Here is a 23,570-nt window from a genome sequence, read left to right as displayed (position 1 = left end):
GGTAGCGGACCCTATTTTTCCGAGGACGTGCACGTTGACCATCACATCCAGCACCACCGAACCGGGCATCGTCGCGGTGACCGTCGACTACCCGCCCGTCAACGCCATCCCGTCGCGCGGCTGGTTCGACCTGGCCGACGCCCTCACCGCCGCCGGCGACGACCCCGCGACCCACGCGGTGATCCTGCGCGCCGAGGGCCGCGGCTTCAACGCCGGGGTGGACATCAAGGAGATGCAGAGGACCGAGGGGTTCACCGCGCTGATCGATGCCAACCGCGGCTGCTTCGCCGCGTTCCGCGCGGTGTACGAATGCGCGGTCCCGGTGATCGCGGCGGTCAACGGGTTCTGCGTCGGCGGCGGCATCGGCCTGGTGGGCAACTCGGACGTCATCGTCGCCTCCGACGACGCCACGTTCGGTCTGCCCGAGGTCGAACGCGGCGCGCTCGGCGCGGCCACGCACCTGTCGCGCCTGGTCCCCCAGCACCTGATGCGCCGGCTGTTCTTCACCGCCGCCACCGTCGACGCCGCCACCTTGCACCACTTCGGCTCGGTGCACGAGGTGGTGCCGCGGGACCAGTTGGACGAGGCCGCCCTGCGAGTGGCCCGCGACATCGCCGCCAAGGACACCCGCGTCATCCGCGCCGCCAAGGAGGCGCTGAACCTGATCGACGTGCAACGGGTCAACTCGAGTTATCGCATGGAGCAGGGCTTTACGTTCGAACTCAACCTCGCCGGGGTGTCCGACGAGCATCGCGACGCGTTCGCCGGCACCGCAAAGGGCGACAAGAAGGGCGAGAAGCCGTGAGCGACAAGCGAATCACCCTCGACGAGGCCGTCGCCGGCTTGCGCAGCGGCATGACGATCGGCATCGGCGGCTGGGGATCGCGACGCAAACCCATGGCCTTCGTGCGGGCCATGCTGCGTACCGGCGTCAAGGACCTGACCGTGGTCACCTACGGCGGGCCCGACCTGGGGCTGCTCTGCTCGGCGGGCAAGGTCAGGCGGGTCTACTACGGATTCGTGTCGCTGGACTCGCCGCCGTTCTACGACCCGTGGTTCGCCAGGGCCCGCACCAGCGGAGCGATCGAGGCCCGCGAAATGGACGAGGGCATGCTGCGTTGTGGCCTGCAGGCCGCCGCGCAACGCCTGCCGTTCCTGCCGATCCGCGCCGGGCTGGGCAGCGCGGTCCTCGACTTCTGGGAGGGCGAACTGCACACCGTCACTTCGCCCTACCCCACGGATGGGGGCCACGAGACGCTGCTCGCCATGCCGGCGCTGCGCCTGGACGCCGCGTTCGTGCACCTCAACCTCGGTGACAGCCAGGGCAACGCCGCCTACACCGGCATCGACCCCTACTTCGACGACCTGTTCCTGATGGCCGCCGACAAGCGCTACCTGTCGGTGGAGCGCGTCGTCCCGACCGAGGACCTGGTCAAGGCGGTGCCCCCGCAGGCGCTGCTGGTGAACCGGATGATGGTCGACGCGGTCGTGGAGGCGCCGGGCGGCGCCCACTTCACCACCGCCGCAACGGATTACGGGCGCGACGAGAAGTTCCAGCGCCACTACGCCGAGGCGGCCTCCACGGAGGAGGGCTGGCGGGCGTTCGTCCAGACCTATCTGTCCGGCGGCGAGGACGACTATCAGGCCGCCGTGCGCGCCTTTGGTGAGGAGGCGGCGAAGTGACCAGCACTCGAGCCGAGATTTGCGCCATCGCGTGTGCCGAGTTGTTCAGGGACGCGGGCGAAATCATGGTCAGCCCGATGACCAACATGGCCTCGGTCGGGGCGCGGCTGGCCCGCTTGACGTTCGCGCCGGACATCTTGCTGACCGACGGCGAGGCGCAGCTGCTCGCGGACACGCCGGCGCTCGGCCAGGCCGGCGCGATCGAGGGCTGGATGCCGTTCGGGCGCGTCTTCGACACGCTGGCGTGGGGGCGGCGGCACGTGGTGATGGGCGCCAATCAGGTCGACCGCTTCGGCAATCAGAACATCTCGGCGTTCGGACCCCTGCAGCGCCCGACCCGGCAGATGTTCGGCCTGCGGGGAGCCCCCGGCAACGCGATCAACCACGCGACCAGTTACTGGGTCGGCAACCACTCCAAGCGGGTGTTCTGCGAGACGGTCGACGTGGTCTGCGGCATCGGCTGGGACAAGGTCGACGGCGGCAACCCGGCGTTCCGGTTCGCCAACCCCTACCGGGTGGTGTCCAACCTCGGGGTGTTCGACTTCGCCGGCCCGGACCGGACGATGCGGGCGGTGTCCCTGCACCCGGGCGTCAAGCCCGACGAGGTTCGCGAGGCGACGTCCTTCGCCGTGCACGGCCTCGAGGAGGCCGGGGAGACGCGGCTGCCCACCGACGACGAGCTGCGCCTCATTCGTGAGGTCATCGACCCGAAGGCGCTGCGCGACAAAGAGATACGGTCGTGAGGCTGCGCACGCCGCTGACCGAGCTGGTCGGCGTCGAGCATCCGGTGGTGCAGACCGGGATGGGCTGGGTGGCCGGCGCCCGGCTGGTGTCCGCCACCGCCAACGCGGGCGGACTGGGCATCCTGGCGTCGGCGACGATGACCCTCGACGAGTTGGCGACCGCCATCGGCAAGGTGAAGGCCGCGACCGACAAGCCCTTCGGCGTGAACATCCGCGCCGACGCCGCCGACGCCGGCGACCGGGTCGAGCTGATGATCCGCCAGGGCGTGAAGGTGGCGTCGTTCGCGCTGGCACCCAAGCAGGAGCTGATCGCCCGGCTGAAAGAGGCGGGGGCGGTGGTGATCCCGTCGATCGGCGCGGCCAAACACGCGCGCAAGGTCGCGGGCTGGGGCGCCGACGCGATGATCGTGCAGGGCGGCGAGGGCGGCGGGCACACCGGGCCCGTCGCGACCACGCTGCTGCTGCCGTCCGTGCTGGATGCCGTGCGGGGCACCGGGATCCCGGTGATCGCGGCCGGCGGATTCTTCGACGGGCGCGGGTTGGCCGCGGCGCTGTCCTACGGGGCGGCCGGCGTGGCGATGGGGACCAGGTTCCTGCTCACCTCGGACTCCACCGTGCCCGATGCGGTCAAGCGACGCTACCTCGAGGCCGCGCTGGACGGCACCGTCGTGACCACGCGGGTCGACGGCATGCCGCACCGGGTGCTGCGCACCGGGCTGGTGGAAAAGCTGGAAAGCGGTTCCCCGCTGCGGGGTTTCGCGGCGGCGGTGCGCAACGCGGCGAAGTTCAAGAACATGTCGCAGATGACCTGGCGCTCGATGGTCCGCGACGGCCTGGCGATGCGCCACGGCAAGGAGCTGACCTGGTCCCAGGTGGTGATGGCGGCGAACACCCCGATGCTGCTCAAGGCCGGGCTCGTGGAGGGCAACACCCAGGCCGGGGTGCTGGCGTCCGGGCAGGTGGCCGGCATCCTCGACGACCTTCCGTCATGCGCCGAGCTGATCGAGTCGATCGTGCGGGACGCGATCGAGCACCTGCGGGCCGCCGCGACGCTGATCGAAGAACCCTGAATTCGCCGAGTGTGAAATCCACGACACGACACGCCGTTACGGCGTCGCACGGTTCACACTCGGCCGTCAGGGACGCCATCCCGCCGCGCGCATCGCGGCGGCGACCCGGGCGACGAAGGTGCCTTGCCGGTATCGCAGCAGGTCACTACTGACTCGAATGATCCTCCAGCCCAAGTCGGCCAAGGCGGCCTGCCGGTCGATGTCGCGGTCGCGCTGCGCCGCGTCCGTCCAGTGTTGCGGGCCGTCGTACTCGATGCCGACGAGCAGCTCCCGGTAGCCCATGTCGATGCGGGCGACGAAGTCGCCGTAGTCGTCGAGCACCCGGATCTGCGTTTGCGGCCGCGGCAATCGTGCCTCGATCAACGCCAGGCGGGCCCGCGTCTCTTGCGGTGATTCGGCGCCTGAATCGACGAGCGGCAATACCGCTCGCAGGCGGGCAAGGCCGCGTGTTCCGCGATGTTCTGACATCACGGCCTCGACGTCGGTGAGCTTGACATCGGTGGCGTTCGCCAGCGCATCGAGGCGCTGGATCGCCCGCAGCCGTGACGATGTCCACCTCCCCACGTCGAAAGCCGTGCGCGGGGGGCTGGTTACGCGCATGCCGTCAACTTCAACCACCTCACCCGGAAGCAGGGTTTCGCTGTGCACCGCGATGCCGGGCGGCGGGCGGCGATTGTCGTGGATCAGCTCGGCGTCGAGTGCCGGGTCGACCCACTTGGCGCCGAGGAGTGCGGCCGCGGAGTTGCCTGCGACGACCGCCTCGCGTCGCGACCACAGCCATGCCGCCCGTGCTCGTTCCCGCGCGGTCAGCTCGATCCCGGCCGGGCTGTAGACGCCCGGGTATACCGCCTGGTGAAGCGAACGCAGTGCCCGCTCCGGCATGGCCTTTGCGGCCAGCGCCTCACTGGCCAGGAACGGCTCGGTCATGCCCCGATGCTGCCGAGACCCACCGACACTGGCGCCGAGTGTGCGATCCACGACGCGACACGCCGTCGACGCGTCGCAGATTTCACACTCGGCCGCGAAGGGAATGGGGTGAGCGCTACAACCGTTCGATGATCGTGACGTTGGCCGTGCCGCCGCCCTCGCACATCGTCTGCAACCCGTAGCGCCCGCCGATGCGCTCGAGCTCGTTGAGCATGGTGGTGAACAGCTTGGCGCCCGTGGCGCCCAACGGATGCCCGAGCGCGATCGCCCCGCCGTTGGGGTTGACCTTCTCCGGGTCGGCCTTGATCTCCTTGAGCCACGCCATCACCACCGGCGCGAACGCCTCGTTGATCTCGACCGTGGCGATGTCCTCGATGGACAGCCCCGTCCTCTCCAGCGCGTAGCGGGTCGCGGGGATGGGCCCGGTGAGCATGAACACCGGATCGGCGGCGCGCGCGCTGATGTGGTGGATGCGCGCGCGGGGTGTCAGGCCGTGGTCCTTGACGGCCCGCTCGGAGGCCAGCAGCACCGCGCTGGCGCCGTCGGAGATCTGGCTCGCCATCGCCGCGGTCAGCCGGCCGCCCTCGACCAGCGTCTTCAGCCCGGCCATCTTCTCCAGCGACGACTCGCGCGGTCCCTCGTCGACCCGGAAGGGGCCGGATTCGGTGTCGACAGTGATGATTTCGTTGTCGAAGTGCCCGCCGCGGATCGCCGCGAACGCGCGCTCGTGGCTGGTCAGCGAGTACTGCTCCATCTCCTCGCGCGACAGGTTCCACTTCTCGGCGATCATCTCCGCGCCACGGAACTGGGAGATCTCCTGGTCGCCGTAGCGGTGCAGCCACTGCTTGGACTCGTTGGTCGGCGAGGTGAACCCGAACTGCTCGCCGACCGTCATCGCCGACGAGATCGGGATCCAGCTCATGTTCTGCATGCCGCCGGCCACGATCAGATCGGCGGTCCCCGCCATGATCGCTTGCGCGCCAAAGGAAACCGCCTGTTGGCTGGAACCACACTGCCGGTCGACGGTGACGCCGGGAACCTCTTCGGGATAGCCTGCGGCCAGCCACGAGAGCCGGGCGATGTTGCCGGCCTGCCCCCCGATGGCGTCGACGCAGCCGGCGATCACATCGTCAACCGCGGCGGGGTCGACGTCGACCCGGTCGAGCAGCCCGCGCCATCCCAGCGCGCCGAGGTCGACGGGATGTACTCCGGCCAGGGCGCCATTGCGCTTGCCGACCGCGGTGCGCACTGCGTCGATGACGTACGCCTCGGGCATGTTTCAGACTCCTTCTTCAATCTTTTGAAAATTCCGCCGTTATGCCGCCAAGCACGATGGCGAGATATTGCTGGCCGACCTGTTTTGCGGTGAGTGGCCCGCCGGGTTGATACCAGCGCACCGACACCCACGTGGTGTCGCGGATGAAGCGGTAGACGAGGTCCACGTCGAGGTCGGGCCGGAAGTAGCCCTCGTCGACTCCCTGATTGAGCACCTCGACCCACATCTTGCGCTGTTGGCGGTTCATGTCCTCGATGTAGGAGAACCGGGGTTGCGCCAGCAGCCTTTTGGCCTCGTCCTGGTAGATGACGACCTGGGCATGACGATCCTCGATCGCCTCGAACGACGCCATGAACAGCCCCTTGAGCCGTTCGAGCGGATTGGCCTCGGTGTCCATGATTTCGCGGTAGCGCGCGAACAGCCAGTCCAAAAAGCTCCGCAGCAACTCGTCGACCATCTCCTCCTTGGAGGAGAAGTGGTGATACAGGCTGCCCGACAGGATGCCGGCGCCGTCGGCGATGTCGCGCACCGTGGTGGCGCGCAGGCCGCGCTCGGCGAACATGGTGGCGGCGAGCTCTAGCAGCTCGTCTCGCCGGGTATTGGCCTGACCGGCCACTCGGTCCATTCGATCAGGGTATCAACCAAGCGCTTGCTCGGCCACACGGGCGCGCCCCCACACCGGCGGACCAGTGCCATAAGGCCCCGCTCCGTCGACCGACGAAATTCTCCGGTGGCTCTTGCGAAACTCAAATGTTTTCGGCAACACCGCCGTAGCATCTGTGGCGAATTGCTCGATGTGATTGGGCGCCGGGACTTTTCCGCGGCTAATGGGGCGAGGAGACAGCCATGGTGAGTTTTCCGATATTGCCGCCGGAGATCAATTCGTTGCTGATGTTCAGCGGCGCGGGTTCCGCCCCGATGTTGCAGGCGGCCGCGGCCTGGGAGGGCTTGGCCGACGAGCTCGGGACCGCGGCGGGCTCGTTCGCCTCGGTGACCTCCGGGCTGGCCGGGCAGGCCTGGCAGGGCCCGGCTTCGGCGGCCATGACGGCCGCGGCCACCCCGTACGCGGGCTGGCTGCACGCGGCGTCGGCGCAGGCCGCCGGCGCGGCCGGCCAGGCCCGGGCGGTGGCGAACGCGTTCGAGGCCGCGCGGGCCGCGACGGTGCACCCGTTGCTGGTGGAGGCCAACCGCAACGCATTCGTGCAGTTGGTGCGGTCGAATTTCCTCGGCCTGGCCGGACCGGCGATCGCCGAAGCGGAAGCGCAATACGAGGCGATGTGGGCCGCCGACGTTTCGGCCATGACGGGCTATCAGGCCGGCGCCGTGGCGGCGGCGGCGCAGTTGAACCCGTTCCAGCAGTTGTTGCAGGCCCTGCCCAACATCGGCATCGGCAACACCGGCGGCACCGGCAACATCGGCAACGGCAACACGGGTACCGCCAACATCGGCAACGGCAACACCGGCAGCGGCAACGTCGGCAGCGGCAACGGGGTCGGCGGCGGCATCAGTTCGCCGACCCCGAGCAGCAACAACATCGGCAACGGCAACGTGGGCAACAACAACTTCGGCAGCGGTAACACGGGCGACGGGAACATCGGCTTCGGCAACATCGGCGGCTTCACCGGCGTGAACGGACACAACGTCGGCATGGGCAATTTCGGCAACAACAACTGGGGTACGGGCAACACCGGCAACGGAAACTACGGCGGTGGCAACACCGGCGACAACAACATCGGCTTCGGTCTCACCGGAAACAACCTGGTCGGCATCGGGAACGCCTACTACGACACCGCGACCCAGCAGTTCACGTTCGCCGGGTTGAACTCCGGAAGCGGCAACATCGGCTTCGGCAACTCGGGCACCGACAACATCGGCTTTTTCAACTCCGGTAGTGGCAACGTCGGCTTCTTCAACACCGGCACCAATGCCGCGATGCCCGGGCACCTCAACAACTTCGGAATGGGGAACTCCGGCGGCGCCAACATCGGCCTCGGCAACTCGGCTGCTGGGAACTTCGGCTTCGGCAACTCGGGCAACCTGGACACCGGTGCCGGCAACGCCGGGACCTTGAACACCGGCTTCGGCAACGGCGGCAGCTACAACACGGGCTTCTGGAACTCGGGAGCCGTCAACACGGGCAACGGAAATTCCGGTAGCACCAACACCGGCTTCTGGAATTCCGGCCAGGTCAACACGGGCTTCGGGATCACCACCGACAGCGGGAACCCGACGTCGGGCTACGGCAACACCGGTCTCGAAGTGTCCGGCTTTTTCAACAGAGCGGTCGGCGACACCAGCACCATCAACGGCCTCATGTCGGGCTTCTTCAACACCGCCAGCGGGGCCACGGGATTCCTCGGAATCAACGGCTTCGTCTCCGGCATCGGAAACACCGGCATCCCGGGCGCGTTCGGCCCCGGTATCAGCGGAGCCACTTCCGGCTTCTTCAACATGGGCACGCAAATGGCCGGGTTCTTCAGCCTCGCCCAACGGTTGGCCGGGCTGACGGGCTAGCCCGCCGAGCCCAGCCGCCGCGAAACATTTGCCGCGACACGCCAACGGGCCGTCGATCCGCACACCGCCATCGAAGGCCCTCCTTTCGCCGCAAACGCGTGAGCGCCGGGGATTGCCGAGCCGGCGGTTGCGCCCTTCTTGACGAAACGCCCAGCAGTTCCCGCGGAATCGTCATAACATCCCTGGGAAATTCTCGATTCCCGTCGGGCATCGGTTGACGCAGAGCAACCGAGGGAATCGGGTAGGAGGTCGGGCATGGTCAATTTCGTGGTGTTGCCGCCGGAGATCAACTCTTTGCTGATGTTCAGCGGGGCCGGGCCGGCGCCGATGCTGAACGCGGCGGCGGCGTGGGATGGCCTGGCTTCGGAGCTGAGTGCGGCGGCGGCGTCGTTCTCGACCGTGACCTCGGGGCTGACCGGGCAGGCGTGGCAAGGCCCGGCGTCTCAGGCCATGGCGGCCGCGGCGACGCCGTACGCGGGGTGGCTCAGCCAGGCGGGGGCCGCGGCAGCCGAAGCGGCCGGCCAGGCCCGCGCGGTGGCCGGCGCGTTCGAAGCCGCGCAGGCCGCGACGGTTCATCCGCTGCTGGTCGAGGCCAACCGCAACGCGTTCGTGCAACTGGTGCGGTCGAACTTCCTCGGGCTCGCCGGACCGGCGATCGCCGCCGCCGAGGCCCAGTACGAGGAGATGTGGGCCGCCGACGTCGCGGCCATGACCGGCTACCACGCCGGGGCGTCGGCCGCCGCCGCGCAGCTGAATCCGGCGGCAAGTCTGCAGGACTTCCTGGCGAACCTGGGTGTCGGCAACAGGGGGGCCGCCAACGTGGGCAACGGCAACAGGGGCAACAACAACGTCGGCAACGGGAACGTCGGCAGCCAAAACGTCGGCGACGGAAACCGGGGCAGCGGCAACTTCGGCGCCGGGAACAAGGGCAACTCCAACTTCGGCGCGGGGAATCTGGGCAACGGCAACATCGGCTTCGGAAACATCGGCGACGCCAACGGGTTGGTTCCGGGCAACAACAACGTGGGCATGGGCAACAGCGGCAACAGCAACGTCGGCCTCGGAAACACCGGGAGCGGAAACTACGGCGGCGGGAACACCGGCGCCGGGAACGTCGGCCTCGGGAACACCGGCACCAACAACTGGGGCCTGGGGCTGAGCGGCAACAATCGGGTCGGCATCGGGGATACGTACTTCGACAGGGCGACCAACCAATTCCATCTCGGCGGGCTGAACTCGGGCAGCGGCAACATCGGCTTCGGGAACTCGGGCACCAACAACGTTGGCTTCTTCAACTCGGGCGCCGGCAACGTCGGCATCCTCAATTCGGGATCGAACTTCGGGCTACTCCCGAGCAACCACAACAACTTCGGCGTCGGGAATTCCGGCCTCGGCAATTTCGGCTTGGGAAACTCGGGCACCCTCAATTCGGGCATCGGGAACACGGGCACGGTGAACACGGGCTTCGGCAACGCGGGCCTATACAACACCGGCGCCGGCAACGCGGGGAATGTCAACACCGGCTTCGGGAACGCCGGCGACTACAACACCGGCAATGGAAATTCGGGCGACAGCAACACGGGGCTGTGGAACGGCGGCAACGTCAACACGGGGGTTGGGTCCGCGACCGACACCGGGCTGACGACCTCGGGCTTCAACAACGCCGGGACCCAAACCTCGGGCTTCAACAACACCGGGGACAGGGTATCGGGATTTTTCAATTCGGCCCGGGACGGCGCCACAAGAGAAGCAATCTCCGGGTTCTCCAACCTGGCGTTCGGCGGCGTCAACGTCGACGGCGGCATGTCGGGCTTTTTGAACACCGCTGTCACCCAAGCGATCGCCGGCCTGCCCGCCGGCCAAGCCAGCGTCTACAACTCGGGCTTGTTCAATATCGGCTCGGGCATTGCGGGCCTGTTCAACATCGGCCGCCTATAGCCCGCCTGTAGCCCGGCTATAGCCATAGTTGGCGAAAAGCGCGCGTTTTGCCGCGGCCTCGTTGTAGCATCTGAGGCCTACCGCCCCGTCCCAGCCGGGGAACACGGTTTCCCGGTGGCGGTCTACAAGTTGGGAGGTCTATTGTGGTCAATTTTCCGATGTTGCCGCCCGAAATCAATTCTCTGCTGATCTTCGATGGGGCGGGCGCCGCGCCGATGCTGCAGGCGGCGCAGGCGTGGTCGGGGCTGGCCGACGAATTATCCACCGCGGCACAATCATTCGCCTCGGTGACTTCCGGGCTGGCCGCGCAGGCCTGGCAGGGTCCGGCGGCGCAGGCGATGGCGGCCGCGGCCACACCGTACAGCGGGTGGTTGGGCGCGGCGGCGACGCAAGCCGCGACGACGGCCGGGCAGGCCCAAGCGGTGGTCAGCGCCTTCGAGGCCGCGCAGGCCGCGACGGTGCATCCGCTGGCGGTGGCGGCCAACCGCAGCGCGTTCCTGCAACTGGTGCGGTCGAACTTCCTCGGGCTCGCCGGACCGGCGATCGCCGCCGCCGAGGCCCAGTACGAGGAGATGTGGGCCGCGGACGTGGCGGCGATGGTCGGCTACCACGGCGGCGTGTCGGCGGCGGCGGCGCAGCTGGTGCCCGCCCAGACGCTGGAGGGCCTGCTGGCCCAGCTGCCCAACCTGGGGCTGGGCAACGTCGGCGCGGCCAACGTCGGCGGCGGCAACAAGGGCAGCGGCAACGTCGGTAGCGGCAACACCGGCAGCTCCAACCTGGGCGGCGGCAACATCGGCAACAACAACATCGGCAGCGGCAACACCGGCGACCACAACGTCGGCGCCGGAAACATCGGGGCCGGAAACATCGGCTTCGGAAACTGGGGCAACACGCCCACCTCGGGCGGCAACATCGGGATGGGCAACACCGGCAACAACAACGTCGGCCTCGGAAACCAGGGCATCGGGAACCAGGGCGGCGGAAACGTCGGCAACGGGAACATCGGCGGCGGGAACACGGGCAACAACAACATCGGGTTCGGGCTGACCGGCAACAACCAGGTCGGCATCGGGAACGCCTACTTCGACCGGGCGACCAACACGTTCCACCTCGGCGGGTTGAACTCGGGCACCGGCAACATCGGCTTCGGGAACTCGGGCACCAACAACATCGGGTTCTTCAACTCCGGTGACGGCAACGTCGGCATCTTCAACACCGGAGCCAGCACCCTGAACCCGCTGGGCCACGTCAACAGCTTTGGCGTCGGGAACTCGGGCAGCAACAACGTCGGCTTCGGCAACTCGGGCCTGGGCAACACCGGCATCGGCAACGCGTGGCAATCGAACACCGGCTTCGGGAACTCCGGCGCCCAGAACACGGGCTTCGGCAACGCGGGCCAGGACAACACGGGCAACTGGAATTCGGGCGACGTCAACACCGGCAACGGGAACTCGGGCTTCGTCAACACGGGACTCTGGAACTCGGGCAGCACGAACACGGGCGTCGGCATCACCACCGACTCGGGCCTGCTCAACTCGGGCTACGGCAACGTCGGTGACGACGTCTCGGGGTTCTTCAACACCGCCGGCGGCGGCACAGGCTTCAACGGCTCTGTGTCGGGGTTCTTCAACTCGGTCACCGGCGGAAGCGTCTACAACTGGCAGGTCTCCGGCATTGGAAACCACATCATCCCGGACAGCCCCATCATCTTCTTGGGCAGCGCGGTCAGCGGCTATGCCTCGGGCCTGTTCAACACGAGTACCACCGCCTCCGGGATCTTCAACCTCAGCCGGATGTTGGGGTAACGCCGGGACGCGGCAGCCTCACGGGTGCTGGCTGGATACCGAAATCACCTCTCCGGTCAGGTAACTCGAGTAGTCGCTGGCCAGGAACGCGATCGTGGCCGCCACTTCCCACGGCTCGGCGGCACGGCCGAACGCCTCGCCGGCGGACAGCCGGTCGAGCAGGTCGGCCGACGTCGTCTTGTCCAGGAACTTGTGCCGGGCGATGCTGGGCGAGACGGCGTTGATCCGCACGCCGTACTCGACGGCTTCGATTGCGCTGCAACGGGTCAGCGCCATCACCCCGGCCTTGGCCGCGGCGTAGTGGGACTGCGAGTGCTGGGCGCGCCAGCCCAGCACGCTGGCGTTGTTGACGATGACGCCGCCGTGCCTGGCGTCGCGAAAGTAGCGCAACGCGGCGCGGGTGGCGCGGAACACCGACGTCAGCGTCACGTCCAGCACGCGGTCCCATTCGTCGTCGGTCATGTCGACCACCGGCGTCTGCCCGCCCAGCCCTGCGTTGTTGACCAGCACGTCGATGCGGCCCAGGCGCGCGGTGGTCGAGTCGATCAGGGCGTCGAGCTGGGCGGTGGACGTCACGTCGCACACCGCCTTCTCGACTCGGCCCAGTCCCAGCGCGGACAGCGCGTCGGCGGTCTCGCCCAGGCGTCGCTCGTGGTGGTCGGACACCATCACGTCCGCGCCCTCGGCCAGGGCGCGCCGGGCTGTCGCCGAACCGATGCCGGTGCCGGCGGCCGCGGTGACGATGACCACCTTGCCCTTGAGCAGACCGTGCCCGGGGATCTCGTGCGGCGCTTCGGACAGCGTCATCCCTTGACCTCTCGTGGCAGGCCGAGCACCCGCTCGGCGATGATGTTGCGCTGGATCTCGTTGGAGCCGCCGTAGATGGTGTCGGCGCGGGTGAACAGGTAAAGCCGCTGCCATTCGTCGAACTCCCCATCGGACAACGTCATCGACGGCTTACCGATCACGTCCATCGCCAGCTCCCCCAGGGCGCGATGCCAGTTGGCCCACAACAACTTCGACACATTGTCCTGCCCGGGCTGCTCGACGTCCATGGTGGCCAGCGCGTAGGAGCGCATGGCCCGCAGGCCCGCCCACGCCCGCGTCAGCAGATCCCGGATGAACGGGTCGTCTGCCGCGCCGTTGCGCTGCGCGAGCTCGGCCAGGTTGGAAAGCTCACGGGCGTAGCGGATTTGCTGCCCCAGGGTGGAGACGCCGCGCTCGAACGTCAGCGTGCCCATGGCCACCCGCCAGCCGTCGCCGGGCTCGCCGACCACCAGGGACGCATCGGTGCGGGCGTCGTCGAAGAACACCTCGTTGAACTCCGCGGTGCCGGTGATCTGGACGATCGGGCGCACCTGCACGCCCGGCTGATCCAGCGGCACAAGCAGATACGACAGGCCGGCGTGCCGCTTGGAGCCCTTCTCGGTGCGCGCGACCACGAAGCACCACTGCGACAGGTGCGCCAGCGACGTCCACACCTTCTGGCCGTTGATGACCCATTGGTCGCCGTCGAGTTCCGCGGTGGTCGACACGTTCGCCAGGTCGCTGCCGGCGCCGGGTTCGGAGTACCCCTGGCACCACAGCTCGGTCACGTCGAGGATCCTCGGCAGGAACCGCGCCTGCTGCTCGGGGGTCCCGAACGCGATCAGCGTCGGGCCGAGCAGCTCCTCGCCGAAGTGGTTGACCTTGTCCGGCGCGTCGGCGCGGGCGTACTCCTCGTAGAACGCCACCCGGTGCGCGGTCGACAGCCCGCGCCCGCCGTGCTCCACCGGCCAGCCCAGGCAGGTCAGCCCGGCCGCCGCGAGGTGTTGGTTCCACGCCCGGCGCTCCTCGAACGCCTCGTGCTCGCGCCCGGGCCCGCCCAGGCCCTTGAGGGCGGCGAACTCGCCGACCAGATTGTCGGCGAGCCACTGCCGGACCTCCGCCCGGAACTCCTCGACGTCCTGCATGCCCTGTAGGCTAACCTACCAAGCACTTGCTTTGGTGGCCCGGGCGACGATGCGCGCCGCGCAGCGGCGTGCGGAGAGCCGGGCGATTGACCCAAGGGAGCATCGATGACCGGCGAACCGCGCACCATTCCCGCGGCGCTGGATCGTCTCGTGCGCCAATTCCCCCATCAGCCCGCGCTGATCACCGACGAACGGTCCTTCACCGCCACCGAACTGCGCGACGAGGTGCGCCGCGCGGCGGCCGCGCTGATCGCGCTGGGCGTTCAAGCCGGAGACCGGGTGGCCATCTGGTCGCCGAACACCTGGCACTGGGTGGTGGCCTGCCTCGCGATTCACCACGCCGGCGCCGCCATGGTGCCGCTGAACACCCGCTACACCGCCGGGGAGGCCGGCGACATCCTGGCCCGCACCGGCGCCCCGGTGCTGTTCGCGATGGGCCGATTCCTCGGCAACGACCGCGTCTTTGAACTGGACCGCTTGGGCTCCGAAGCCCTGCCGGCGCTGCGCCACGTCGTGCGGATCCCGGTCGAGGCCGACGATGCCGTCCCGGGCACCTGGGACCACTTCATCGAGCACGCATCCGACGCCGATGCGGTCGCCGCGCGCGCCGCCGCCGTCGCGCCCGACGACGTCAGCGACATCCTGTTCACCTCCGGCACCACCGGCCGCAGCAAAGGCGTGTTGTGCGCGCACCGGCAGTCGCTTTCCGCCTCGGCGGCGTGGGCGGCCAACGGCAAGATCACCGCCGACGACCGCTACCTGTGCATCAACCCGTTCTTCCACAACTTCGGCTACAAGGCCGGCATCCTGGCCTGCCTGCAGACCGGCGCCACACTGATCCCGCATTTGACCTTCGACCCGGTGCGCACGTTGCAGGCCATCGAGCGGCACCGCATCACCGTGTTGCCCGGGCCGCCGACGATCTACCAGACGCTGCTCGACCACCCCGCGCGCGGCGACTACGACCTGAGCTCGCTGCGGTTCGCGGTGACCGGCGCGGCCACCGTGCCGGTCGTGTTGGTCGAGCGCATGCAATCCGAACTCGACATCGACATCGTGCTGACGGCCTACGGGCTGACCGAGGCCAACGGCATGGGAACGATGTGCCGCGCCGACGACGACGCCGTCACCGTCGCTTCCACCTGTGGCCGCCCCTTCGCCGACTTCGATTTGCGCATCGCCGATTCCGGTGAAGTGCTGCTGCGCGGGCCCAACGTGATGCTGGGCTACCTGGACGACCCGGAGGCGACCGCCGCCGCCATCGACCCCGACGGCTGGCTGCACACCGGCGACATCGGCACCGTCGACGAGGCCGGCAACCTGCGCATCACCGACCGGCTCAAGGACATGTACATCTGCGGCGGTTTCAACGTCTACCCCGCCGAGGTCGAGCAGGCGCTGGCCCGGATGGAAGGGGTGGCCGACGTGGCGGTGATCGGGGTACCCGACGAGCGACTGGGCGAGGTCGGCCGCGCGTTTGTGGTGGCCAGGCCGGGGGCGAACCTCGACGAGCAATCCGTGATCGCTTACACCCGTGAGCATTTGGCGAACTTCAAGGCGCCGCGGTCGGTGCGGTTCGTCGACGCGTTGCCGCGCAATCCGGGCGGCAAGGTGGTCAAACCACAACTGCGAGAAATGAAGTAATGGACCTGCAATTAGACGACGATACCCTGGCCTTCCAGGCCGAGGTCCGGGAATTCCTGTCCGCCAACGCCGAGTCGATACCGACCAAGTCCTACGACAACGCCGAAGGCTTTGCCCAACATCGGCATTGGGACAGGGTGCTATACGACGCCGGCCTGTCGGTGATCACCTGGCCGAAGAAGTACGGGGGCCGCGATGCGCCGCTGCTGCACTGGGTCGTGTTCGAGGAGGAGTACTTTCGCGCCGGTGCGCCGGGGCGGGCCAGCGCGAACGGAACCTCGATGCTGGCGCCGACGCTGTTCGCGCACGGCACCGAGGAGCAGCTCGACCGGATCCTGCCGAAAATGGCCAGCGGCGAACAGATCTGGGCCCAGGCCTGGTCGGAACCCGAGTCCGGAAGCGACCTCGCGTCGCTGCGGTCCACCGCCACCAGGACCGACGGCGGCTGGCTGCTCAACGGCCAGAAGATCTGGAGCTCGCGCGCGCCGTTCGCCGAGATGGGTTTCGGCCTGTTCCGTTCCGACCCCGACGCCGAGCGGCACAACGGGCTGACCTACCTGATGTTCGACCTGAAGGCCAGGGGCGTCACCGTGCGGCCCATCGTCCAGCTCGGCGGCGACACCGGCTTCGGCGAGATCTTCCTCGACGACGCCTTCGTTCCCGACGAGGACGTGATCGGCACCCCGAACGACGGCTGGCGGGCCGCCATGAGCACGTCGAGCAACGAGCGCGGCATGTCGCTGCGCAGCCCGGCCCGCTTCCTGGCGGCCGCGGAACGGCTGGTGCGGCTGTGGAAGGACCGTGGCTCACCCGCCGCGTTCGCCGACCGCGTCGCCGACGCGTGGATCAAGGCGCAGGCCTACCGGCTGCAGACCTTCGGCACGGTGACCAGGCTGGCCGCCGGCGGCGAACTCGGCGCCGAATCGTCGGTGACCAAGGTGTTCTGGTCCGAGCTCGACGTGGCCATTCACCAGACCGCGCTCGACATCCTCGCGGCCGACGGCGAGCTGGCCGGCCCGTGGACCGATGGCCTGCTTTTCGCGCTGGGCGGCCCGATCTATGCGGGTACCAACGAGATCCAGCGCAACATCATTTCGGAACGGCTGCTGGGCCTGCCGCGAGAGAAGACCGGGGCCGCCAAGAAATGAGATTCGCACTCGACGAACAGCAGCGCGACTTCGCGGCCAGCATCGACGCCGCGCTGGGCGCGGCCGACCTGCCCGGCGCGGTGCGGGCCTGGGCGGCGGGGGACACCGCGCCCGGCCGCAAGGTGTGGGAGCGGCTGGCCGAGCTGGGCGTCACCGCGCTGGCCGTGCCCGAAGAATTCGACGGCATCGGCGCCGGCCCCGTCGACCTGGTGGTGGCCCTCGAACGGCTCGGGCGCTGGTGCGTGCCGGGTCCGGTGGCCGAATCCGTTGCGGTGGCACCGGTTCTGCTCGCCTCCGACGATCACGCCGAGCGCTGCGCCGCGCTCGCCGCCGGCGGGCTCGTCGCCACGGTCGCGTTGCCGCCGCACGTCCCGCGCGCGGCGGACGCCGATGCCGCCGGGCTGGTGCTGCTGGCCACCTTGAACGAGACCGGCGGGGTCAGCGAGGCCCGACCGGGGGACCGGCACGCGTCCGTCGACCCCAGCCGCCGGCTCTACGACGTGACCGCGACCGGCCACACCTGGCAGGCGGACACCAAGCGCGCCTACGAGTTCGGGGCCCTGGCCACCGCCGCGCAGCTGGTGGGTGCGGCCGAGGCCCTGCTGCACGGCGCCGTCGACTACGCCAAGCAGCGCAGCCAATTCGGCCGGGTGATCGGCTCGTATCAGGCGATCAAGCACAAGCTCGCCGACGTGCACATCGCGGTCGAGCTCGCCCGCCCGCTGGTGTACGGCGCCGCGCTGACGCTGGACCGGCGGGACGTCAGCGCGGCCAAAGCGGCGGCATCCGAGGCGGCCCTGCTGGCGGCGCGCGCCTCGCTGCAGACGCACGGCGCGATCGGGTTCACCCAGGAACACGACCTGTCGCTGTGGCTGCTGCGGGTCCAGGCGCTACGCTCGGCCTGGGGCACGCCCGAGGACCACCGGCGGCGGGTGCTGGAGGCCTTATGACCGAAGAACGGCAGATGCTGCGGGAGACCGTGGCGGCGCTGGTGACCAAGCACGCAAACCCCGCGGCGGTGCGTGCCGCGATGGAGTCCGACCGCGGCTACGACGAATCGCTGTGGCGGCTGCTGTGCGAACAGGTCGGCGCCGCCGCGCTGATGGTCCCCGAGGAGCTGGGTGGGGCGGGCGGCGAATTAGCCGACGCGGCAACAGTTTTGCAGGAGCTGGGCCGCGCCCTCGTGCCCTCTCCCCTGCTCGGCACCACGCTCGCCGAGCTGGCTCTGCTCGCGGCCCCCGAGCCGGACGCCGAGGCGCTGGCCGGGCTTGCCGAGGGCACCTCGATCGGGGCGCTGGTGCTCGATGCGGACTACGTGGTGAACGGCGACATCGCCGACATCGTGGTCGCCGCCGCACCGGACGGGCCATCCGGCGGGCAGCTGACCCGGTGGACGCGCTTCACCGCCGAGCCCGTCGCGACCATGGACCCGACCCGCCGCCTGGCCCGGGTGCGGCCGGAGCAGAGCGAAACGATCGGCGCCGACCCGGGCCTCGCGGACACCGCGGCGATCCTGCTCGCGGCCGAGCAGATCGGCGCGGCCGAGCGCTGCCTGGAGCTGACCGTCGAATACGCCAAGAGCCGGGTGCAATTCGGCCGCCCGATCGGCAGCTTCCAGGCCCTCAAGCACCGGATGGCGGACCTGTATGTCACCGTTGCCGCGGCCAAGGCCGTGGTGTCCGAGGCGTGCGATGCCCCCACCCCCACGAACGCGGCCACCGCGCGGCTGGCCGCGACCGAGGCGCTGCAAACCGTTGCCGCCGAGGGGATCCAGCTGCACGGTGGCATCGCGATCACCTGGGAACACGACATGCACCTGTATTTCAAGCGCGCACACGGCAGTGCGCGGCTGCTCGGCTCGCCGCGAGAGCTGTTGCGCCGGCTGGAATCCGAAGTCCTGCCAACGTGACCGATCGGGTCGCCCTGCGCGCCGGCATCCCGCCCTTTTATGTGATGGATGTCTGGCTGGCCGCCGCGGAGCGCCAGCGCAGCCATGGCGACCTGGTGAACCTGTCGGCGGGGCAGCCCAGCGTGGGCGCGCCGGAGCCGGTGCGTGCGGCGGCGGCCGCCGCGCTGCACGTCAACCAGCTGGGTTACACGGTGGCGCTGGGCATTCCCGAGCTGCGCGCCGCGATAGCGGCGGACTACGAACGCAAACACGGCATCGATGTGGAGCCCGACGCGGTCGTCGTGACCACCGGCTCCTCGGGCGGCTTTCTGCTGGCCTTCCTGGCGTGCTTCGACGTGGGCGACCGGGTGGCGTTGGCCAGTCCCGGCTACCCCTGCTATCGAAACATCCTGTCGGCGCTGGGATGTCAGGTGGTGGACATCGCGTGCGGGCCGCAGACCCGCTTCCAGCCCACCGCGCAGATGCTCGCCGAGCTCGACCCGCCGCCCCGCGGCGTCGTCGTCGCCAGCCCCGCCAATCCCACCGGCACGGTCATCCCGCCGGCCGAGTTGGCCGCGATCGCCTCCTGGTGTGCGGCCAACGGGGTGCGCCTGATCAGCGACGAGGTCTATCACGGACTGGTCTACGAGGGGGCGCCGCAGACCAGCTGCGCCTGGCAGACTTCGCGAGACGCGGTGGTGGTCAACAGCTTTTCGAAGTACTACGCGATGACGGGTTGGCGGCTTGGCTGGCTGCTGGTGCCGCCGGAGCTGCGCCGGGCGGTGGACTGCCTGACCGGCAACTTCACCATCTGCCCGCCGGTGCTGTCCCAGGTCGCCGCGGTGGCGGCGTTCACCCCGGAGGCCACCGCCGAGGCCGACGGCAACCTGCGCCACTACGCGGTCAACCGGTCGCTGCTGCTCGATGGCCTGCGCCGCATCGGCATCGACCGCCTGGCGCCCACCGACGGCGCGTTCTACGTGTACGCCGACGTCTCGGACTTCACGAGCGACTCGCTTTCGTTCTGCTCAAAGCTGTTGGCCGACACCGGCGTCGCCATCGCGCCGGGCATCGACTTCGACACCGCGCGGGGCGACTCGTTCGTCCGGCTGTCGTTCGCCGGACCCACGGCCGACATCGAGGAAGCCCTGCGCCGCATCGGCCCCTGGCTGCGCGTCAGCGGCTGAGCCGCCCGGCGAGGTACTCGGCCCGGCAGGCGCTGCGGGCCAGCTTGCCGCTGGTGGTGCGGGGAATGGTCCCCGCCGCCACCAGCCGGACGTCGGCGACGCGGATCTGGTGCTGGCGGGAGATCGCCGCGCGCACCGTCTCGGCGATCGGGCCGAGCTCGGCACGGCCCGCCCCGGCCGCGCGCTCCGCGACGACGACCACCTGCTCGCCGGAGGCGCCGTTTCCATCAGGAGTTGTAACCGCGTCGGCGGGAACGGAGAACGCGGCGACGTAGCCGGAGCGGATCGCGGGAGAGGCTTCGCTGACGGTCGTTTCGATGTCCTGCGGGTAGTGGTTGCGACCGTCGATGATGATGAGGTCCTTGATCCGCCCGGTCAGGTACAGCTGGCCGTCGAGATAGACACCGAGATCGCCTGTGGCAAGCCAGCATCCGTTGTCCGGTGCGCCTTCGGCGTGGCTTCCCAGGTCGAGCCGGGACTGCAGCTTGTTGTCGAACACGCGCCGGGTTTCTTCCTCGCGGCCGAAATATCCGCGGCCGATGTTGTTGCCGTGCAACCAGATTTCCCCCACGGTGCCGTCCGGCACCTCGGCGCCATCCGGATCGGCGATCACCGCCCACTGATCGACGATCGGCCGGCCGCACGAGACGTGGGCAACCGCGCCCGGCGCGGTGGGCTCGACGACCACGGCGCGGCCCGCACCGAGCTGCTCCCGGTCGAGGAAGACGGCGCTGGCCGCGGCGTCGTGGGCGATGCTGGCGACCGACAGCGTCGCCTCCGCCATTCCGTAGGACGGCTTGACCACCGACGCGGGCAGACCGTGCGGGGCGAACGCGTTGGTGAACTGCTCGATGGCCGACATCGTCACCGGCTCCGACCCGTTGAGCAGGCAGACGACGTTGCTGAGGTCGAGGTTCTCGCCCTGTGGGGGCAGCCCCCGCTGGGCCGTCAGCTCGAAGGCGAAGTTCGGCGCCGCCGCCATGGTCCGGCCGCTTTGGGCCGCGATGCCCAGCTGTTTGATCCATCGGTAGGGCCGGCGCAGGAAGGCCATCGGATCCATCAACGTGACGTGGGCGCCGAAGAACGCGGTGAACACGATCATCATCAAACCCATGTCGTGATACAGCGGCAGCCAGCTCACACATTGGACGTCCGTGTCCAGGCACCCGTGCACGATCATCTGCATCGCATTGGTGTAAACGGCGCGGTGGGTGATTTCCACCCCGGCCGGCGTGCGCGTCGAGCCCGACGTGTACTGCAAATACGCGAGATCGCCGGTGTCGCGGACCACGTCGGTGAACATCGAACCGAGCGTCGCGGGGATCGCATCCACCGCGAGCATCCGCGGCCGTTCGTCCGGGGCCAGTGTTCGGATGAACGTCCGAACCGACTCGGCCGCCGCGGTCGTGGTCAGTACCGCCGCGGGGCGGCCATCGGCCAGCACCGCCGCCAGCCGCTCGCCGTGCCCGGCCAGCGTCGGCGCAAACAGCGGGATCGCGACGTTGCCGGCGTGCACGGCGGCGAAGAAACCCGCCACGTAGTCGAGGCCCTGCGGCGCCAGGATCGCCACCCGATCACCGGGCTCGGTCACCTGCTGCAGCCGGGCGCCGATGGCGCAGACCCGCGACCACAACTCATTCCAGGTGAGCTCGACGACGCGGCCGTCCTGTTCCTGCGAGTAGTCGATGAAGCGGTAGGCCGGAGCGTCACCGAATTCGGCCCTGTTCGCGTCGAAATTCGATGTCAACGTCGTGCCCTCCGGCACGACGATGCTCGGCGCAGCATTGGTCAACCCGTGATCCCGACTCACGAGGGGACAGATTAATAGACAGACTTACAATTTGAACATTTCTGGCTATATGGTGGTCGTCACTATCCGCGCCGCGCAGGCTGCCGGTCACCCCGCGCAACCGGGTTGTCCCCCATGGCGATTGCGTGGCGGCGGGGCTAAGCGCCGAGGATCGCGTCGAGGCGGGCCTCGAGCGCGGCGGCCTCGCCCGCATCGGCCACGTTGATGCCAAACCGCCCGGCCAGGGCATCCACGACGGCCGCCGCGTCGTTGAGGCGGAGCTTCTCGCTGCCGCCGGCGCGGTGGATGGTCAGGTGACGGCCGGCCAGGTTCAGCCGGGCGTCGTCGGTGACCAGCGCGACCATCAGGCCGGTCACGAAGCCCGACGAGGGGTGGGTCGAGACGAACCAGCTGCCCACCTCCAGATCGATCGGGGGCTGGGTCCGCGTGGTGAATTCGTAGAGCGGCACCCATTCCCCACGGATCTGGGCCTGCAGGACCAGCCCGTCGCGGCGGTCCTCGAGCCGGTACGGCTCGTGCGTCGTCTGCTGCACGCTGCCGGTTTCGATGCGCAGTGGCGAGGTCGGCGTCTGACCGCCGAAGCCCACGTCGACGAGATAGGACCCCTGCGATCCCGGGAACGTCACCGCAAGCACGGTGTGCGTCTGCGCCGGGAAGGGCGCGTCGGGCGCACGCATCCAGACCACCCGACCGCCCAATCGCCGCACCCGAAAACCGATTTCGGCCAGCACGTAGCCCATCAGCCCGTTCTGCTCGTAGCAATAGCCACCGCGCCGCCGACGAATAAGCTTGTCCGCCAAGGCCTCTGGGCTGAGGTCGTCGACCGGCACGCCCATCACCGGATCGAGGTTCTCGAACGGGATCGTTTGCGTATGCGCCGTCACCAGCTCCCGCAGCACGTCGAGGTTGGGCTCGGCCGGACCGCGATAGTTGATGCGGCCGAAGTATCCGTTCAGGTCCAGCGTCATGTGGTCATTGTGTCCCGAGCGCCACCGTTCTCCCAGAATGGCCAACATTTCAGTTCCGCGGGACGCGGATTCAGGAAGCGATCGACCGTTTTCTCCCATTCCGTGAATTCTGCACACCGGCAACTATGACCGGGGTAAACTCTGCAGGTCTCGGGCATATCGGCTTGCCTTTGGGAGGACAACGATGTCCTACGTGATGGCGGCGCCGGAGGCGCTGACGGCTGCGGCCACGGATCTGGCGGGTGTCGGCGCGGCGCTGACCGCGGCCAATCGGGCCGCGGCGACACAGACGACCGGACTGCTGGCCGCGGCCGGCGACGAGGTGTCCGCGGGCATCGCCGCGGTGTTTTCCGGTTACGCGGCGGAATATCAGGCGCTCAGCGACCAAGTGACGGGATTTCATGCCCAGTTCGTCCAGGCCCTGACCGGTGGGGCGCAGTCGTATGCGGCCGCCGAGACCGCGGCGGCCTTCGGGTTGCAAAGCGTCGAACAAGACGCGCTCGCGCTGATCAACGCACCAACCGAGGCGCTGGTGGGCCGCCCGCTGGTCGGTGACGGCAGGGCCGGCACCGCGACGAGCCCCAACGGGCAGGGCGGGGGGCTGCTGTACGGCAACGGCGGCAACGGCTTCAACAGCAGCGCCAACGGAGTCGCCGGCGGCGCCGGCGGTAGCGCAGGGTTGTGGGGCAACGGCGGGCTCGGCGGCACCGGCGGCCCCGGCGCGGCCGGAGGAAACGGCGGGAACGGCGGGTGGCTGTTCGGCAACGGCGGGGCCGGCGGCCACGGCGGGCCCGGTGTAGCGAGCCTTCTCGGCAGCGGCACCAACGGCGGCAGCGGGGGCGCCGGCGGCTCGGCCGGGCTGTGGGGCGCCGGCGGGGCCGGCGGGACCGGCGGCGACGGCACCAGCTCTACCGGCGCCCCCGGCGCCGCCGGCGGTAGCGGCGGCGCCGGAGGCGACGGTGGCCGCGGCGGATGGCTGTACGGCCCCGGTGGCGACGGGGGTGGCGGCGGCGATGG

The 23,570-nt window shown here is 69.2% G+C and carries 20 protein-coding genes; 13 read left to right on the top strand and 7 right to left on the bottom strand.

All coding sequences use genetic code 11. From position 1 onward, the window contains the following. Nucleotides 1-34 precede the first annotated feature (34 nt). The 4 genes from echA20 to ipdC are packed head-to-tail and all read left to right on the top strand — an operon-like array spanning nucleotide 35 to nucleotide 3,496. Entirely contained in the window at nucleotides 35-805 is a 771-nt protein-coding gene (gene echA20, locus BST11_RS16695; RefSeq protein ID WP_083139043.1) for a (7aS)-7a-methyl-1,5-dioxo-2,3,5,6,7,7a-hexahydro-1H-indene-carboxyl-CoA hydrolase, read from the top strand. After that, nucleotides 802-1,683 carry a cholesterol ring-cleaving hydrolase subunit IpdA gene (ipdA, locus tag BST11_RS16690; protein WP_083139042.1) on the top strand — a complete coding sequence of 294 codons (882 nt, stop codon included), beginning with the start codon at nucleotides 802-804 and terminating at the stop codon, nucleotides 1,681-1,683. The genes echA20 and ipdA overlap by 4 nt, the downstream gene beginning before the upstream one ends. Further along, nucleotides 1,680-2,426, top strand: coding sequence for a cholesterol ring-cleaving hydrolase subunit IpdB (gene ipdB / locus BST11_RS16685; protein WP_083139041.1), 747 nt, complete (start codon nucleotides 1,680-1,682; stop codon nucleotides 2,424-2,426). Before ipdA ends, ipdB begins: the two co-directional genes overlap by 4 nt. Beyond that, nucleotides 2,423-3,496, top strand: a complete 1,074-nt coding sequence (ipdC, locus tag BST11_RS16680; RefSeq protein ID WP_083139040.1) for a (3aS,4S,5R,7aS)-5-hydroxy-7a-methyl-1-oxo-octahydro-1H-indene-4-carboxyl-CoA dehydrogenase — start codon at nucleotides 2,423-2,425, stop codon at nucleotides 3,494-3,496. The genes ipdB and ipdC overlap by 4 nt, the downstream gene beginning before the upstream one ends. A 66-nt stretch (nucleotides 3,497-3,562) precedes the next feature. On the opposite strand, the gene BST11_RS16675 is transcribed toward ipdC, so the two are convergent. The 3 genes from BST11_RS16675 to kstR2 all read right to left on the bottom strand — a co-directional run bounded on the left by BST11_RS16675 (nucleotide 3,563) and on the right by kstR2 (nucleotide 6,324). Further along, nucleotides 3,563-4,423 (bottom strand): DUF559 domain-containing protein, encoded by an 861-nt coding sequence (locus BST11_RS16675; protein WP_083139039.1) that lies wholly within the window; start codon nucleotides 4,421-4,423, stop codon nucleotides 3,563-3,565. Between the two features lie 115 nt (nucleotides 4,424-4,538). Then, complete coding sequence (gene fadA6, locus BST11_RS16670; RefSeq protein ID WP_083139038.1) at nucleotides 4,539-5,699, bottom strand: steroid 3-ketoacyl-CoA thiolase FadA6; 1,161 nt, start codon at nucleotides 5,697-5,699, stop codon at nucleotides 4,539-4,541. A gap of 16 nt (nucleotides 5,700-5,715) precedes the next feature. Further along, nucleotides 5,716-6,324, bottom strand: coding sequence for a TetR family transcriptional regulator KstR2 (gene kstR2, locus BST11_RS16665; protein WP_083139037.1), 609 nt, complete (start codon nucleotides 6,322-6,324; stop codon nucleotides 5,716-5,718). A 221-nt stretch (nucleotides 6,325-6,545) separates the two neighbouring features. On the opposite strand from kstR2, the gene BST11_RS16660 reads away from it, so the two are divergent. The 3 genes from BST11_RS16660 (at nucleotide 6,546) to BST11_RS16650 (ending at nucleotide 11,956) form a co-directional block, all read left to right on the top strand. Continuing rightward, nucleotides 6,546-8,213 (top strand): PPE family protein, encoded by a 1,668-nt coding sequence (locus BST11_RS16660; RefSeq protein ID WP_083139036.1) that lies wholly within the window; start codon nucleotides 6,546-6,548, stop codon nucleotides 8,211-8,213. Between the two features lie 255 nt (nucleotides 8,214-8,468). After that, entirely contained in the window at nucleotides 8,469-10,151 is a 1,683-nt protein-coding gene (locus BST11_RS16655) for a PPE family protein (RefSeq protein ID WP_083139035.1), read from the top strand. Nucleotides 10,152-10,294: 143 nt separating this feature from the next. Beyond that, nucleotides 10,295-11,956 (top strand): PPE family protein, encoded by a 1,662-nt coding sequence (locus tag BST11_RS16650; RefSeq protein WP_083139034.1) that lies wholly within the window; start codon nucleotides 10,295-10,297, stop codon nucleotides 11,954-11,956. An 18-nt stretch (nucleotides 11,957-11,974) separates the two neighbouring features. Here the strand turns inward: BST11_RS16650 and ipdF are convergent, their stop codons facing one another. Beyond that, nucleotides 11,975-12,763: a (5R,7aS)-5-hydroxy-7a-methyl-1-oxo-2,3,5,6,7,7a-hexahydro-1H-indene-carboxyl-CoA reductase gene (gene ipdF / locus BST11_RS16645; protein WP_083139033.1), complete on the bottom strand. Its 789-nt coding sequence runs from the start codon at nucleotides 12,761-12,763 to the stop codon at nucleotides 11,975-11,977. Next, a complete protein-coding gene (gene ipdE1 / locus BST11_RS16640) occupies nucleotides 12,760-13,908 on the bottom strand; it encodes an acyl-CoA dehydrogenase IpdE1 (protein WP_083139032.1) in 1,149 nt (382 codons plus the stop codon). The genes ipdF and ipdE1 overlap by 4 nt, the downstream gene beginning before the upstream one ends. Nucleotides 13,909-14,013: 105 nt before the next feature. On the opposite strand from ipdE1, the gene fadD3 reads away from it, so the two are divergent. The 5 genes from fadD3 to BST11_RS16615 are packed head-to-tail and all read left to right on the top strand — an operon-like array spanning nucleotide 14,014 to nucleotide 19,775. Then, the gene (fadD3, locus tag BST11_RS16635; RefSeq protein ID WP_083139031.1) at nucleotides 14,014-15,552 is read left to right on the top strand and encodes a 3-((3aS,4S,7aS)-7a-methyl-1,5-dioxo-octahydro-1H-inden-4-yl)propanoate--CoA ligase FadD3; all 1,539 of its coding nucleotides are present in this window, start codon (nucleotides 14,014-14,016) and stop codon (nucleotides 15,550-15,552) included. Further along, nucleotides 15,552-16,700, top strand: coding sequence for an acyl-CoA dehydrogenase family protein (locus BST11_RS16630; RefSeq protein WP_083139030.1), 1,149 nt, complete (start codon nucleotides 15,552-15,554; stop codon nucleotides 16,698-16,700). Before fadD3 ends, BST11_RS16630 begins: the two co-directional genes overlap by 1 nt. After that, on the top strand, nucleotides 16,697-17,650 hold the full coding sequence (locus BST11_RS16625) for an acyl-CoA dehydrogenase family protein (protein ID WP_083139029.1): 954 nt from the start codon (nucleotides 16,697-16,699) through the stop codon (nucleotides 17,648-17,650). Before BST11_RS16630 ends, BST11_RS16625 begins: the two co-directional genes overlap by 4 nt. Continuing rightward, nucleotides 17,647-18,609, top strand: coding sequence for an acyl-CoA dehydrogenase IpdE2 (gene ipdE2, locus BST11_RS16620; RefSeq protein WP_083139028.1), 963 nt, complete (start codon nucleotides 17,647-17,649; stop codon nucleotides 18,607-18,609). Before BST11_RS16625 ends, ipdE2 begins: the two co-directional genes overlap by 4 nt. After that, nucleotides 18,606-19,775, top strand: coding sequence for a pyridoxal phosphate-dependent aminotransferase (locus BST11_RS16615; protein WP_083139027.1), 1,170 nt, complete (start codon nucleotides 18,606-18,608; stop codon nucleotides 19,773-19,775). The genes ipdE2 and BST11_RS16615 overlap by 4 nt, the downstream gene beginning before the upstream one ends. Here the strand turns inward: BST11_RS16615 and BST11_RS16610 are convergent. Further along, complete coding sequence (locus BST11_RS16610; protein WP_244897682.1) at nucleotides 19,765-21,585, bottom strand: fatty acyl-AMP ligase; 1,821 nt, start codon at nucleotides 21,583-21,585, stop codon at nucleotides 19,765-19,767. The two genes, BST11_RS16615 and BST11_RS16610, sit on opposite strands and share 11 nt — an antisense overlap. 137 nt (nucleotides 21,586-21,722) lie before the next feature. Beyond that, nucleotides 21,723-22,553 (bottom strand): arylamine N-acetyltransferase family protein, encoded by an 831-nt coding sequence (locus BST11_RS16605; RefSeq protein ID WP_083139079.1) that lies wholly within the window; start codon nucleotides 22,551-22,553, stop codon nucleotides 21,723-21,725. Nucleotides 22,554-22,737: 184 nt separating this feature from the next. Between BST11_RS16605 and BST11_RS16600 the strand changes: the two genes are divergently transcribed. Then, the coding region (locus tag BST11_RS16600; protein WP_142276398.1) for a PE family protein at nucleotides 22,738-23,570 on the top strand (833 nt) is incomplete at its 3' end.

It is taken from the genome of Mycobacterium alsense, assembly GCF_002086635.1.
GTDB classification, from domain to species: domain Bacteria; phylum Actinomycetota; class Actinomycetes; order Mycobacteriales; family Mycobacteriaceae; genus Mycobacterium; species Mycobacterium alsense.
This window is presented reverse-complemented; position numbering and strand designations above follow the sequence as displayed.